Source organism: Spiroplasma endosymbiont of Dasysyrphus albostriatus, assembly GCF_964019495.1.
In the GTDB taxonomy this organism is placed as follows: domain Bacteria; phylum Bacillota_I; class Bacilli_A; order Mycoplasmatales; family VBWQ01; genus Spiroplasma_E.
In genome coordinates, this window is record NZ_OZ026447.1 from 623,002 (window position 1) to 637,901 (window position 14,900).

A 14,900-nucleotide genomic window follows, 5' to 3' on the forward strand; every position below is an offset into this window, starting at 1 on the left:
ATTGTAAAAAAAATAATTATTATAACTTTGGAGTGGTACTCAAGAGGCTGAAGAGGACTGATTGCTAATCAGTTAGGACGGGAAACTGTCGCGAGAGTTCGAATCTCTCCCATTCCGCCATTATTTAAAAAGCATTAATTGCTTTTTTTTACTTTTAAATAATAAATTTATTAATAATTAGATATAATTTAATAAAGAACTCTTTATATTAAGGAGAAATCATGCGTAAACGAGTAAACTTACTTTTATCATTAATCTTATATATTGCTTTGATTGCAACAATAGTTTTTGTTATATTTAATTATATTAAATATTCATGAATTATTTTGATGATAATTATTACTTTAACTATTTTAACTGGTATTATTATTTTCATTACCAATCGTATGCAAGATGCAAAACTATCATGAATTATGGTTACCTTATGTTTGCCAATCATCGGTATTTTTTTATATTGAACTTTTGGTCGTCCTTATCGTTATCGACGAAAACAAAAAGCTTATTTAAAAACAAATAGTTATTTTTATACCCAAGAAGATTGAACTTTTGCTAATTCAATTTTAGAATCAAAAAAAATAACTTTGAGTGAAGATACTTTATCTTTATTTAACTATACAACAAGAATTTCTCATCGACCATTTTATAATAATACTGATGTTCAAATTTTAAATAATGGTCCTAATAAATTTGTTAAATTAATTGAAGATTTAAAACAAGCAAAAAGTTATATTTTTATTAATTATTTTATTCTTGGTGAAGGGGAGCTGTTAGAAGTAATTATTAATGTTTTAAAAGCAAGGATTGAAGCAGGAGTTAAAGTTTATATGATTTATGATGCTGTTGGTTCATATTTTAGTTTATCAAAATATAAAATATGAAAAATGAAAAAAATGGGAATTATTATTCATAAATTTTCACCAGTTAGATTACCATTTATGACAGGAAATTATAATTTTCGTAATCATCGTAAAGATATTATTATTGATGGGAATATTGGTTATGCTGGTGGAGTTAACTTAGCAGATAACTATATTTATCTTTCTGCAAAGTATGGCTTTTGAAGAGATACCCAAATTAGAATTGTTGGGGAAGCTGTTAAATCAATTGATTTAATATTTAGACAAGATTGGCATTTTATTACTGGTAATATTCTTGATATTAGTGCTGAAAAATCTGAAATAAAAATTAAAAATAATATTATTGTCCAAGTAATTGATGATGGACCTATTACTAAAGAAACAATTCAAAAAGATTTATTTATTAAATTTATTAGTAATGCTAAAAAGCGAGTTTGAATTAGTACTCCTTATTTAATTCCAACTAGCGATTTAATTACTGCATTGCGTAATAGTGCTTATTCTGGTGTTGATGTTAGATTATCATTACCCGGAATTACTGATAAATTTTTATCATTAGACATGTCAAGAACTTATTATGATTCATTGATTGAGTCAGGTGTTAAAATTTACGAATATAATAATGTTTTTAACCATTCTAAGTCTGGTATTTTTGATGATGATATTACTATTATTGGTTCAACTAATCTTGATTATCGTAGTCTTTATTCAGATCATCAAACTTTAGTAATTGTTTATGATAGTAAAACAAATAGTGATTTATCTGCTTCATTTGAAAAAGATTTTATTCATTCTAGTTTAATTATTAGTAATCCACTACTACATCGTAGTTTTGCCTATCGGGGTGTATTTTTATTATTGCTTAGAATTTTAGCACCATTATTTTAAAAAAATTTAGTATAATTAGGTAAATATTAATAATAAGGTGGTCATAATTTATGGGTTGAAGTCGACGAATTAAAAAAATTAAAGAATATTTTAGTGATGAAAATCAACCTAATTTGGATATTTCTAAATTATCAGAAGACAATGAAAAAAAAACTCCTTTTTTTAATAGGTTTAAAAAACAAAAAAAATCTAATAAATCTTCTACTTCAACGAATAATAAAAAACGTAATAATATTTTTTTAAATTTTAGAAGAAGATCAACTATTCAAATTATTAAACATTTAGAAAATAAAAATATTTTTAACTTATTTTTTTATACTGATGTTAGTAATATTACTTTAATATTAGAACAAGGAATTAAACCTTCTTCACAAATTAAATTATTGCCAAAGCAAGAATATATTGTTTGAACTTATTTAGAACATGCTACTTATTTAGAATTAGAGTTAGGTAATTCAACACGTCATTTTTTTTGAAAGTGATGTGCAGAGCAAAATGTTGATGTTAATAAAATAGCTATTATTTCTGTTGATATTCATAAACTATTTCAAAGCACTACTAAAGATTGAGGTTTAAATGTTGATACTAATCGTGTTCAAATATACGAAACAATTCCTGTTGAAGCTATTGATTGAATTTTGGTTAAAGATCGCAAAATGTTTCGTTTAGCTAAATTATATATTGATAATCAAAGACTAAAGTTAAAACTTTTCCAAGGAAATAATGGTAATATTACTTTAGGCTCTGATTAAATGGAGGTAAAATTATGCGTTGATCTGCAATTGTAATTATTGCTTTAATTCCTTTTATGACAATAATAATTATTTTATTTATACGTTTAAATCATCGTAATAATCAATATTATAATGTTATCCATGGTGATTTGTTAAGTTTAGTTCCATTGAAAATTGATTTAAAAAATGAAATCATTACTTTTTCTGAACGCTTAGAAGTTTTAAATCGTAAAAAACGAATTTCATTGTTTGTATTTAAATCAATGATGAATCGTAAAACTAAAGTAAAAATTGAAATTTTTATTCAAGATTTATTAGTGAATAAAGTTCCATTTGAGCCGTGTCATTTTTCGGTTTCCTTTCAATTAGGAAGTAAAGTTATTGTTTATGATTTATCAATTGATTATTTTGATAATAATAATAAAGTTTTGTATGGTCAAATGCAAAGTAATATTCGTTATAATCGTTTTGCTATTTCACAAGCAATTATTTTACAACAAAATGAGTTAACAGTGGTAAAGTCAGTTTTTGTACAAACTATTTTAGATAATTTTAGTCAAAAAAAATATAATAAAAAAATAAATAGTCAATTTGAATATATGATTTTAATAAAAATAAAGAATTATTTAGCATTAGAAAATATTTTAACTGTTAATAATATTGAACGAATGGAATTATTAATTTCATATTATAGTAAAATAACTTTAGGATTAGATAATACTATTATTTGTAAATATTATGATGGTCAGTTTTTAATTTATTCTAGAAATAAGAAAATAAATTTATATCGATTCCAAAAAAAAATAAATAGTTATATTAAACGTAATTTAGTAGAAAAAAGTAGTTATTTGCAGATTCAAAGTCAAATATTATGTGTTTATGCTTCAGTAAAAACTGATGCTTCAAATGTCTATATATTATATAATAAAATTATTGATAAGAATCAATTAGAAGTAGTACAAAGTAGAGACTTAATTGAAATCAAATTGAAGACAAATGATATTTTAAATTATCCCGATTATAATCATTATTCACTTCTACAATCAGAACAAATGGAAAAATTATTAAGTGTTAGTATTAGACCAGTATATAAAAGTGATAATTCAAATGAACCAAATTGTTACTATGCTTGATGAAATTTTGTTAAAAATTCTTATTATGTTTCGTTTATTATTTTGATGCGTAATATTCAAGATTCAGGATTGTGATGAAAAGTAAATGAGCCTTTATTTATTCAAACATTTGAAAAATTTGCAAAATTAAAACAAGAAAAAAACCTTATTCTTCCTGTTAGTTTAATTGAGTTACAAGATAAAACTATTTTAACAAAGTTAATTGCTCTTGTTAATAAGAGAAAAAATCTTTTTGAAAATTGTGATTTAATTTTTGATTTTCAAGATATTGGTGAAATTAATAGTTGGAATAAGTATGATTCAATTATTAAAACTATTCGTAGTAATAAAATAAAAATTTCTTTTACTCATGATTTACGTCATATTGATAATTTTAAATTAATTAATCATTTTAAACCTGATTATGTAGTTTTAACTTCTAATTTATTAGAACAAGTTACTTTTAGTTTTAGTAAATATATTGATGTTATTATTTGTTTGCATTATTTAAGAATTTTAGGTATTAAAAATATTTTAGCTCGTGGTATTATTAACGTTCCTGAAATTATTGTTTTAAAAGGATTAAAGGTTGACTATTTACTAGGAAAAGTATTAGAATCAGAACAAGCAAATAAAGTGCTAGATGCTTTAAATTACCCAAATTATTGGAAGTGACATAAAAGTCAATCAACGAAAGGTGAATAGATCATTATGAATAATGCAAAGAATAAAAATATTACAGCAAGAGAGATTGATTTTGCCAAATGATATACTGATGTTATTAAGCAAGCAGAACTTTGTGATTATGGTGCAGAAAATGGTTCAGCGGCCGGTACCATTATTTTTCGTCCTCGCGGATATGCAATTTGAGAAAATATTCAACATTTATTAAATCAAAGATTTAAAATTTTAAATATTGAAAATGTAATGCTACCACTTTTAATTAGTCAAAAAGCATTTCAAGTTGAAAAAGATCATATTGAGGGTTTTGCACCAGAATGTGCAACTGTAACTAAAGTTGGAAATAATCAATTATCAGAGGAACTAATTATTCGTCCTACTTCAGAAGTTTTATTTTGTCGTCATTTTTCAAAAATAATTAGTTCATATAAACAATTACCATTATTATATAATCAATGATGTAATGTTGTTAGATGAGAAAAAAATACAAAACCATTTTTAAGAACTAGTGAATTTTTATGACAAGAAGGACATACAATGCATAATAACGATGAAGAAGCAAAAAACTTTACATTAAAAATGATTAAGTTGTATGCTGATTTTGTTGAAAAACAATTAGCAATTAAAGTTATTGTTGGTGCAAAAACAATTCACGAACGTTTTGCTGGAGCAAAAATGACATATACAATTGAAACTATGATGCAAGATGGACAAGCATTACAAGCCGGTACTAGTCATTATTTTGGTCAAGAGTTCACAAAGGTATTTAATATTAAATTTAGTAATAAAGACAATAAACAAGAATTAGGATATCAAACATCATGAGGTGTATCGACAAGATTAATTGGTGCTTTAATTATGGCGCATAGCGATGATCTGGGTTTAGTATTGCCATCTACAATTGCACCACATCAGATTATGCTTTTAAATTTATCACCTAAAAGTGATAAAGTTAAAATAACTGTTGAAAGAATATTTAAAATTTTAAGTTCTCATTTCCGAGTATTAATAAATGAAGATAATAAAAGTTTTTCTTATAAGAAAAGTGAAAGTCAAATTAAAGGTATTCCAATTACTATTGCAATTGGTGAGCAAGAAATTGAAAATCAAGTAATTAAATTAATTTTACGTCATAATTTAGATACTATTGATGTTGAAATTAATAATGAAAAACTATTAGTAACAACTATTATTAATCAATTAAATAAATTAAATAAAGATTTATTTAATAATTCACAAAAAAAATTAAATACAAGTTTAAAAGAGTTAACAGATTTCAATGAATATCATAAATTAGTTAAAATTCATAAAGGTTTCTTTATTGTACCTTTTTGTGATCAAATAAAGTGTGAAGAAGAAATTAAAAGTTTAACTGGTACAACATCACGTTGTATTCCTTTAGAACCGTATAAAAAACCAAGTAATTGTTTTAAGTGTCAAACTCCTAATAGTGTCTGAACTTATTTTGCAAGATCATATTAAAATTAGTCAGTTAAATAGAAATAAAATAGAGGAAAGATAATTATAGCTAACTAAAGTAATGTTTACTCATATCTTGAAAAACAAAATCAATCGCGTTTTTAATATTTGGTCAATAATTTGGTAATATTTTTCTTATATTATGTTTTATAGCAAATCAAAAATGTTCAATTGGATTTAAATTAGGAGAATATGGTGGAAGAAATAATAGTTTGCATCCAGCATTTTCAATTAATTGTTTTGTTGCTTTAGATTTATGAAACGTCGCATTATCTAAAACTATAATTTGTCCACACTTTAATACTGGAATTAGTATATTTTTAACATATGATTCAAAAATTTTACTATTGCAATGTCCTTCAAATGCTCATAGAGCTTTTAATTTACCTTTATTTAGTGCACCAATTATACTCATTCTCTTTATTTTATATGCAGGTTTATTATCAAATAATCTTTTACCTTTTTCAGACCAACCATATTTATAAAATTCATTATCATCAATTCCAGATTCATCAATATATACCAAATCTTCATTCATTATTTTCGCTATTTCTTTTAAAAAATCTTCTTGTTTATTTTTATCTCTTTGTTCATATAGAAAAGTTTTTTTTATATGTATAATTTAGTTTTTTGAAATAGTTATAAACTGTTTCTTTTGTCATATCACCAAATTTTTCAATTACTTTTTGAACTGTAACATCTTTATTTTCTGCTAAATAATTTTTTAATTCATCTAAATCCTTTATTTTGTGGCTATGTCCTTTTTGATAATTCAAAATTGGTTTTATATTTCCGGTTTTTTGCTTTCTTTTTCTTCATAAAAATAAAGTCTTTCTAGTGATATTGAACACTTTACAAATTTCTTTAATTTTCATGTTTTTACTTTCATAAACTTCTATTACTTTTCTTCGTAAGTCCTCACTGTATGGTTTTGGCATAATTTAATCTTCCTAATCTATTTTAATTATTGCTGAATTATACTTGTAAGTGCAAGAATTGTTTAAATTACATATTATTATTTTACATTATTTATGAGTAAACATTACTTTCGTTAGCTATATTTGTTTTTAAATTATTATTGAGGTGATAATAATGAAAGAACAAATAAGTGCTGATAAGCAACTAATTGCTGCTATTTTTGTTAAATATGAACAAGCAAAATTAACATTAGCAAATAATAATTTTAAAGAAAATTATGTTTTGAAAGAGGATAGTGTTCACTATGCTAATAAGATAGCGATAAATAAGGATTTAAAAAATTATGAAAAACATGTACAAATTGTTGATACAGTTTTAGCATTATTACCAAAAAATGAATATAGTTATATTGTTAGAACGTTCTTAGTTAAATCAAATAAAAATTGATGAAAAAAATATTATCATATCAAAGAATATGAAAAATTAGAAAAAACGGCTATTAAGCGTTTTTTATACTTATATTTAATTTAAGGATATAAAATGAATATTAATAGCATTGATTTATTGAATTCGCGTAGTTTTTTAGAACAAAAGATGAATTTAACGAGTGATGTAAAAAACAGCCCCATTTATGAAAAAGAATTATTTTTAATTCCAAGATTTACAGTGGTTGGCTTTCCAATCCAAACTTTGCAAAAAAGCAGTTATTATTATATTGAACTTCAAATTGTAGAAGCATATAGTTATGATTTTGATATTAACAAAGAACCAAGTGAAGGATTACTTGACGATGTAACGTTTCAATATGATTTGAATTATAGTAATATTAAGCAGGCAAGTGGACAACTTGTGATATCTAAATCAATTAAGTGAGTATTTCTTACTTCTTCATATTTAGAATTACTTGAAAATAATAAACTTGGTCCATATGCTGATATTTCTTTTTTACATATGGTTATGAAAACTTATAAGATAATTTTACCAGCAATAGCAATTAAAAAAGATAATATAAATATTTTAAATTATAGTTTTAATTGTAAAAAACCTAGTAATTTAAAGCAAGTTCGTCATATTAATAATAAACATAATTATGGAACACTTAGTTTTTATTTTAATAGTAATCCACAGTATCAATTACAAATTAAACCAAAAATGTTTATTACAACAAATTTTAATTTGGAAATTAAAAATCCCATTATTTTAACGACAAATTTCTCTGATAAAGGATTTTATCATATTTTTTCTAAAAAGATCATGAAGAACATGATAGTTGGTGGAAAATCAAGATTAGATGAGGTTTTTAAGTTTTCTGGTAATAATATTAATACTGCAAATATAGTGCCAATAAGAATAAAACGTTATCTAGTATCACATTTTCCAAAAGTAAAAGATTATTATTATGATGATAAAGAAACAATATTACGTAAAATATTAATATTTAATAATAATTTTGATTTACAACAAAATACATCATTAAATATTAATGAAAATCTATCAAAATTTTATCAAAATAATAAAATACCAGCTTTTTTATTACGTAATAAAAAAAATATTGATGAATATTATTTAGAATTTTATAGTACTGGATGGGTTACAATTTATAATAGCATTGTAAATAAAATAGTATTGAATGATGAAATAGGAAAAAATCAATTTGATTTACCAAGATTTGAATGTTTTCACTTTAATATAAATATTCCATTTAATTTTCAAACCTTTTTTAAATATGATATTAATTTAAAATTTATTGAAGAAAGTAGTGAACCAATTATTGGTGGTCCATATCATTCTATTTTTATTAAAAAATTAATAAGAAATAATAGTGAAAATTGAGTGACAACCACTAATTTTAGTTTAACTTACAATGAAATATTAAAATTTTATAGTAGTGATAACTTTAGTTTTATTGATTATAAGTATTTAATTCATAGTCAAATAAAGGTATAAAATGTTTATACGTAGGTTACAAATTAGCATTTTAATTATTACTATCACTATTACATTAAGTATTATGTTATTTTTTATTATCAAAAATTTTTCAACTAATAAAAATTTAAATGAAATGGTAAAAGAATATGATGTAGAATTAGAGACCGTAGATGATAAAAAAGAAAATTTAAATCCAGACATAGTTGTAGAAGCTATTGATATTAAAAAATTAAATGAAAGTATTACAATTATTTTAGATAAAAATAGTACTATCTTAGCAAATCAGTCACAGATTATATATAAAATACAATTTAATCAAGATTTATTTCAATACATATTTTTAAAGTTAATTATTAAAACATTTCCACAATGAAAAATTAATAATTTTATTTTTCATTTTAATATTTTAAATAATGCTGTATGAGTTGAATATAATACTAATTTAAAACTAGATTATTTAGAATGATATTTTAAAATAACAAATAAAATTTAATGCTCTATGTTATACTAAGTATAACTATTAATAAAAATGATTTAAATTAGGAGTGAATTTATGGATATTTTAAGTGAAATTCATCAAATTATTAAAAAAGATTATCCAGAAATTAAAGAAAAAATTACACCCAAAACTAAATTTAAAGATGTAAAAATTGACTCTCTTAAATTAGTAATGATTGTTATTAAAATAGAAGAAAAACATAATGTAAAAATTAATGATAATAAATTACTGGATTTACAAACAAAAACAGTTCAAGATTTAATAAATGAAATTGAAAGATTAGTAGCAATTGAAAAAAATAAAAAAAAGTAATATTATATTTTATCAGGAGATTAGTATGAATAAAAATTTTGAAAATATTATCCAAAAGTTGAAAGATAAAGACTATCGTTTAACTGATGTTCGTAAAGCAGTTATTAAAGTATTAACGCTTAAGCAACATGTTAGTATTAATGATATTATTAGTTTTTTAACAAAAGAAGGTAATGATAATATTAATATTATGAGTATTTATAATACTATTGATTTATTAATGACAGAACATATTATTCATGCTAATGTTTTTGAAGGAAAACAAATAATTTATGAACTATCAGAAAATACCGTTCATATTATTTGTAATTTTTGTAATAAAATTATTCATGCCTCTTTCGAAGATAAACAACAAATTTCACCATTACAAGAAGAAAAACTTGAAAAATTAGCAACTAAAAATAATTTTTATTTTTCACATTATAAGTTAGAAATTCATGGAATTTGTGATAAATGTGAATTAAAAATAAAAAAAATGAAATTTTAATTGAACTTAAAACTTCTTTAGCGTAAAATTAAACATGTACTATTTAAATTAAATATTTTAGGGGTGTAGTTCAATGGTAGAACATCGGCCTTCAGATCCGAGTGTTGTGGGTTCGAGTCCTGCCACCCCTGCCATTATTAAAAATCACTTTTAAATGTTTCTCATAAAAGTGAATTTTTTATTGTTATAATTTTGGTAACTTATCTTTATCTAAATTAAAAGCAACAAAACTGAAGGTTCCAATTCCTGTATGAGCACAAATTACGTTTGCTAAATTAATAGTTTTGACGTTTTTAATGCCATAATCTTTAACAAATTTTGTAATTTTTTCTATTTCTTTTGCCTCAGCAAAAGCATGAATAATGTAAAAGAGAGTAATACTTTCTATTTTTTTACTTTTATTAATTTCTTTAAGAGTATTTTTAATAGCTTTATCTCATGTTCTTGTTTTATCAAATTTATCAATGGTTCCGTCAAAAGATAAAATTGGAGTTATTTTTAACATAGTAGCTAAGGCTGCTGCTGATTTTGAAATCCTACCACCACGAACTAAATAATTTAAATCATAAGGTAAAATAAATGCTATATAGTTATCTCTTATTAATTTTAGTGCTTCTATAATATCATTAACATTATTTTTTTCGTTAAGTGACATTTGATATGCTTTTTTAACTAATAGTCAGTTAATAACTGAAACACCATTACTATCAAAAACAAAAACTTTATCTTTAAAATTAGATTCTTTTGATAACATAGTAGCAGTGTTATATTGACCCGATAACCCCTTTGATAAAGGAATAAAAATAATCTTTTCAAATTTAGTTAAAGCATCTTCTCAAATTATACTCATTTGACCAAGTGGTGTTTGCGAAGTTTTGGCAGATTGTTTTTCATGAACTATTCTATTATAGAATTCTTCATCCTTTAGAATGTTAGGGTCATCAGTAATAGTTGTATCATCACTAAAAGTGATTAATAATGGACAAAATCCAATATTCATTTCTTTTAAATCTTTAATTGAAAATCCTGAAGAGGAATCAGCGACAATACCAATTTTTTTTTTCAATTTTCTCACCCTAACTATAATATTTTTTACTTATTTATTAAATTATAACATATATTTTTTACTTAAAAATGGACTTTCATCATTGAAAGATATATAAAATAGTTAATATGTTGTTTTTGGAATGGTTGATTCTTGTTTCTTAGATTTTTTTATCAGAACATTAATTCTAAAAAACTTAATGTATTCTAAAAACAATTGTGTTATATAATTAACACTAATTTTGACATGAAAGGATTTTATTAATAAGTTAAATATTTTTTCAAAATTAAAAATTATTAAAGACGGAAAAAATATTTTTCAATTAGATATCTAAGAACCTGTTTGGAATCTTTTATAAAATAACGTAAAATGACTATATATTTTAAGATAAGGGGTATATATGCATAAAAATTATCCAAGTCATGTTACTAAAGAACAATTTGAGAACATAAGATTAATTTTAGAAAATAGCAAAAAGAAAACAAAACCAAGAAATTTAGATTTATATGAAGTATTTTGTGCAGTTTTATATGTATTAAAAAGTGGTTGTCAATGAAGAATGTTACCAAAAAATTTTCCAAAATGACAAACTGTATATTATTATTTCCAAATTTGAAGTAAAAATGATGGTCAAAAACCTAGCACTTGACAATTAATTTTAAAAAAAATTAGTTAGAAAAGTTCGTATCAATAATGACAGAAAAGAACAAACTAGTTTTTGTATAATTGATTCACAAAGTGTTAAGAACACAGATACTGCTAAAAATAAAGGTTATGATGCTGGTAAAAAAATTTCAGGAATAAAGCGTCATATTGCTGTTGATTCTCAAGGCTTACCACATGCAATTTACATAACCACAGCAGAAAAAACAGATCGTAATAGTGCTATAATAATGATTGAAAATGAAAAAGATAATCTTTCTGCAGTTCAAAAAATACTAGTAGATGCTGGTTATACTGGTGAAAAATTTGCTTTTAAAATCAAAACAATCATAAATGCAAATGTTGAAGTTATCAAACGTAATGAATTACATTCTTTTGTAGTATTACCAAAAAGATGAGTTGTAGAACGAAGTTTTGCATGATTAGAAAAATGCAGAAGATTATGAAAAAATTGTGAAAGAAAATTAAATACTAGCTTACAAATGGTTGTTCTTTTCTTTATTTCAATTTTATTAAAAAGATCCTAAACAGGTTCTAAGAAAATATATTAAATCAAAACTATCAGCATATTACTTTTTAAAAATCAAGAAAAATTTATATAAATAAGTAAAAAATATTATAGTTAGGGTGAGAAAATTGAAAAAAAAAATTGGTATTGTCGCTGATTCCTCTTCAGGATTTTCAATTAAAGATTTAAAAGAAATGAATATTGGATTTTGTCCATTATTAATCACTTTTAGTGATGATACAACTATTACTGATGACCCTAACATTCTAAAGGATGAAGAATTCTATAATAGAATAGTTCATGAAAAACAATCATTGCATCAACTGCATTAACTAGTGGTATTCCTGCTGAAAGTGGTACTTTAACTAAAATAGAAACTGAAACAGAAAATGAATTAGAAGAAAAAGATGAAAGAGTAAATTCTACAAAAAAAAGAGTTAAAAGGCAAACTCCACCAAGTTTACAAAAAACAATGACAACAATTAATATTGGTCAAATTGAAGCGAATGATAAACAACATATTATTCAAAGATTAAGAGAAATTAATCATCCAATTTTATCTAGAGAAGATTTTTTAGAAAATATTGAATTTGAAAACATTACAAATATTAATGCAACAGTGCATGCTGGTATTAACATTTACGATCAAAATCCCGCAAGAAATATTCCAAAAAATTTAAATTTTACTATTAACTTTACACCTCAAAGATTAACATTATCAAGTATTCTTATTAGAACTGAGTTAGGAGAATTGTTAGATAATGCAGCATTAACAATAATAGAGAGACTAAATTTTTTAAATCCCGATTTGCATTTACGTTATCCTAGTTTTACAAATAGACATCCTATAGGCATAAATAATTTTCAAATTTTATCAGAAAATGTTTATGATTTTTAACAGAATAATCCTCATATTGTTTTTGATAGTGATTTAAATGTAACTTTTACTATTAATGAACAAAGCGTAAGATTATCAACTTTACTTAGAAATACTAATTTAGGACAAATTAGACGTAATGATCCGAGTACTATTATGGAAAGGTTATGAGAATTAAATCCTGATTTAGTTTTTCATTTCGACTTTGTGCCGGGTATAGATTTCTCTTCATTTTTAACTTCAACTACATTAATAATTCCACTATCACATATGTTTCGTCCAAACAGTATAATATTTACAGAAAATTTGAATATTATTTATGATTGTGATTTTAGTGTTACTTTTACTACACTTGAAGATATATCAAATTATAAACCAAGTAATTTGCACACCACTACAACAACAACCCCTTCACCTTTAGCAGGTGGAAGCGCTGTTTTGCCATCAACATCTGAACAATCTTTTAACATTGGAACTAGTTCTAGAAATAGAAATCAACAAAGTAATCAAAGTACAGGCTCTAGAATAAATCAGAAACCAAAGTGTGATATTTTAAAAACACAAATTATTGATCAAAAATTATTAGATATTTATCACACCACATCTACAGAAAGTAAAAATAATGTAAGAAAAAAACTAACAGAAATTTATGGACAACATTTTACTGATGCTAGTTGAACACAATTTGAAAAAATTGTTGAATTGCATAAATATGGAATCGTTTTTATAACACCTAATAAAAATGAATATTTATTAAAAGGTCTAGCCACTACCACAACTATGAGTATTCCACCTGCATATAAAGTTGTTAAATGAATAAGTTCTCCACAAGCTACAACAGTAGTTGAAACAGAAGAAGCAGTGCCTTTATTAGAGGTTGGTGAAGAAGGTGCGATTGCTATTGGCGAAGAGGTTGTTGAAGGTGGTGCATCTGTTATGATTGAAGGAGGGCCTATTGGATGAGTTGTGGGTGGAGTAATTATAGTTGGTGGAATAGCATATTTAGTGTATAATTGATCGCATGCTCATAATGCTGATATCAATTCCCATAATCAATATAATAAAATAGAAAAATATTACATACCTTTAGACAATAAAACTCCACAATATACAGAATCAAGTAAAATTAAATTAGGTATTAGTAATGATATGTGAATAAAATTAGCAGAAATTTATCAAGATAATAAAGATAACTATCAACTTTTTGAAAAAAAATTTTAAGTGAAATTACTAAATTTCCACAATTGATAGGAACCTTAGCAAATAGTTTAAGTGATAGTAATTTAAAAACTTTGGTTAAAGTTATGTATAATAATTTTTCAGAAATAAACATTTTTTATATGATGACCAATCAACATGGATGAAAGATTGTAACAAATGCTGTTGGAAATTACTTAGAAATTGAACCAGAATAAAGTTAATAAATTTTTCCTATAAAAGAATTATAAAACATAACATATTAGGCTTATTTCATAATTAAAATTTTAATTTTGGAATAAGTCATAATAATAATTATGAAAATTTTTTTATTTTTAGTAAAATTAAGTGTAAAATTAATAATATTATAAAGAAGTGGAAGTGACAAAATGAGTCAAAACATTATTTTTGCTTTTGAAATTATTGCCTTAATTATCGCTATATTATTAGTAATTTTAGGTTTATTACAAGGTAAAAAAAATCATAATGGACTTGGTGCTTTAAGTGGGGGTAATCAAGAATTATTTGCTAGTACTAAAGAACGTGGTTGAAGTAAGTTATTTTCTATTGCCACTTTAGTATTAGGTATATCGTTATTTACTATGGCAATAATAGTAAGAATTCTTATTAATACTATTGGAGTTATAAATTAATGATAATTATTTTATAAAAAGGCACACTAAAATGTGCCTTTTTATAAATTTTAAAAGATAG

At 23.6% G+C, this 14,900-nt stretch carries 18 protein-coding genes and 2 tRNA genes; 17 read left to right on the plus strand and 3 right to left on the minus strand.

The genetic code is table 4. The features are described 5' to 3' along the window. Positions 1-29 precede the first annotated feature (29 nt). From AACL11_RS03900 to proS, 5 genes are all read left to right on the plus strand, one after another. Positions 30-120: transfer RNA gene (locus tag AACL11_RS03900), tRNA-Ser, on the plus strand. 101 nt (positions 121-221) lie between these two features. Further along, positions 222-1,745 (plus strand): cardiolipin synthase, encoded by a 1,524-nt coding sequence (gene cls, locus AACL11_RS03905; RefSeq protein ID WP_338958044.1) that lies wholly within the window; start codon positions 222-224, stop codon positions 1,743-1,745. Between the two features lie 50 nt (positions 1,746-1,795). Continuing rightward, a complete protein-coding gene (locus AACL11_RS03910; protein ID WP_252319916.1) occupies positions 1,796-2,497 on the plus strand; it encodes an acetyltransferase in 702 nt (233 codons plus the stop codon). A gap of 14 nt (positions 2,498-2,511) precedes the next feature. After that, complete coding sequence (locus AACL11_RS03915; protein ID WP_338988233.1) at positions 2,512-4,296, plus strand: hypothetical protein; 1,785 nt, start codon at positions 2,512-2,514, stop codon at positions 4,294-4,296. Between the two features lie 6 nt (positions 4,297-4,302). Continuing rightward, positions 4,303-5,754, plus strand: coding sequence for a proline--tRNA ligase (proS, locus tag AACL11_RS03920; RefSeq protein ID WP_252319920.1), 1,452 nt, complete (start codon positions 4,303-4,305; stop codon positions 5,752-5,754). Between the two features lie 46 nt (positions 5,755-5,800). Here proS and AACL11_RS03925 read toward each other — a convergent pair whose 3' ends face one another. Next, positions 5,801-6,373 (minus strand): IS630 family transposase, encoded by a 573-nt coding sequence (locus AACL11_RS03925; protein ID WP_338988471.1) that lies wholly within the window; start codon positions 6,371-6,373, stop codon positions 5,801-5,803. Continuing rightward, positions 6,330-6,689 carry a helix-turn-helix domain-containing protein gene (locus tag AACL11_RS03930; protein WP_338973555.1) on the minus strand — a complete coding sequence of 120 codons (360 nt, stop codon included), beginning with the start codon at positions 6,687-6,689 and terminating at the stop codon, positions 6,330-6,332. The genes AACL11_RS03925 and AACL11_RS03930 overlap by 44 nt, the downstream gene beginning before the upstream one ends. 154 nt (positions 6,690-6,843) lie before the next feature. Between AACL11_RS03930 and AACL11_RS03935 the strand changes: the two genes are divergently transcribed. The 6 genes from AACL11_RS03935 (at position 6,844) to AACL11_RS03960 (ending at position 10,030) form a co-directional block, all read left to right on the plus strand. After that, positions 6,844-7,200: an MG284/MPN403 family protein gene (locus tag AACL11_RS03935; RefSeq protein WP_252319922.1), complete on the plus strand. Its 357-nt coding sequence runs from the start codon at positions 6,844-6,846 to the stop codon at positions 7,198-7,200. A 9-nt stretch (positions 7,201-7,209) separates the two neighbouring features. Continuing rightward, on the plus strand, positions 7,210-8,616 hold the full coding sequence (locus AACL11_RS03940; RefSeq protein ID WP_338988236.1) for a hypothetical protein: 1,407 nt from the start codon (positions 7,210-7,212) through the stop codon (positions 8,614-8,616). A 1-nt stretch (position 8,617) separates the two neighbouring features. Further along, on the plus strand, positions 8,618-9,091 hold the full coding sequence (locus tag AACL11_RS03945) for a hypothetical protein (RefSeq protein ID WP_338988238.1): 474 nt from the start codon (positions 8,618-8,620) through the stop codon (positions 9,089-9,091). Positions 9,092-9,151: 60 nt separating this feature from the next. After that, positions 9,152-9,409 (plus strand): acyl carrier protein, encoded by a 258-nt coding sequence (locus tag AACL11_RS03950; RefSeq protein WP_252319928.1) that lies wholly within the window; start codon positions 9,152-9,154, stop codon positions 9,407-9,409. 25 nt (positions 9,410-9,434) lie between these two features. Then, positions 9,435-9,896, plus strand: coding sequence for a Fur family transcriptional regulator (locus tag AACL11_RS03955; RefSeq protein WP_252319930.1), 462 nt, complete (start codon positions 9,435-9,437; stop codon positions 9,894-9,896). Positions 9,897-9,955: 59 nt separating this feature from the next. Further along, a tRNA-Trp gene (locus AACL11_RS03960) sits at positions 9,956-10,030 on the plus strand. A gap of 50 nt (positions 10,031-10,080) precedes the next feature. Here the strand turns inward: AACL11_RS03960 and AACL11_RS03965 are convergent. After that, on the minus strand, positions 10,081-10,962 hold the full coding sequence (locus AACL11_RS03965) for a DegV family protein (RefSeq protein WP_252319932.1): 882 nt from the start codon (positions 10,960-10,962) through the stop codon (positions 10,081-10,083). Between the two features lie 379 nt (positions 10,963-11,341). Between AACL11_RS03965 and AACL11_RS03970 the strand changes: the two genes are divergently transcribed. The 6 genes from AACL11_RS03970 (at position 11,342) to secG (ending at position 14,839) form a co-directional block, all read left to right on the plus strand. Further along, a protein-coding gene (locus AACL11_RS03970) for an IS5 family transposase (RefSeq protein ID WP_422397937.1) occupies positions 11,342-12,131 on the plus strand; the annotation gives its coding sequence in 2 pieces (ribosomal slippage) (positions 11,342-11,610 and positions 11,609-12,131; 792 coding nt in all). 100 nt (positions 12,132-12,231) lie between these two features. Continuing rightward, positions 12,232-12,444, plus strand: a complete 213-nt coding sequence (locus AACL11_RS03975; RefSeq protein ID WP_338988239.1) for a hypothetical protein — start codon at positions 12,232-12,234, stop codon at positions 12,442-12,444. A 140-nt stretch (positions 12,445-12,584) separates the two neighbouring features. Then, a complete protein-coding gene (locus AACL11_RS03980) occupies positions 12,585-13,010 on the plus strand; it encodes a hypothetical protein (protein ID WP_338988240.1) in 426 nt (141 codons plus the stop codon). A 135-nt stretch (positions 13,011-13,145) separates the two neighbouring features. Beyond that, a complete protein-coding gene (locus AACL11_RS03985; protein WP_338988241.1) occupies positions 13,146-14,210 on the plus strand; it encodes a hypothetical protein in 1,065 nt (354 codons plus the stop codon). Positions 14,211-14,233: 23 nt separating this feature from the next. After that, the gene (locus tag AACL11_RS03990) at positions 14,234-14,404 is read left to right on the plus strand and encodes a hypothetical protein (protein WP_286642093.1); all 171 of its coding nucleotides are present in this window, start codon (positions 14,234-14,236) and stop codon (positions 14,402-14,404) included. A gap of 171 nt (positions 14,405-14,575) precedes the next feature. Beyond that, complete coding sequence (secG, locus tag AACL11_RS03995; RefSeq protein WP_174480339.1) at positions 14,576-14,839, plus strand: preprotein translocase subunit SecG; 264 nt, start codon at positions 14,576-14,578, stop codon at positions 14,837-14,839. Positions 14,840-14,900: the final 61 nt, after the last annotated feature.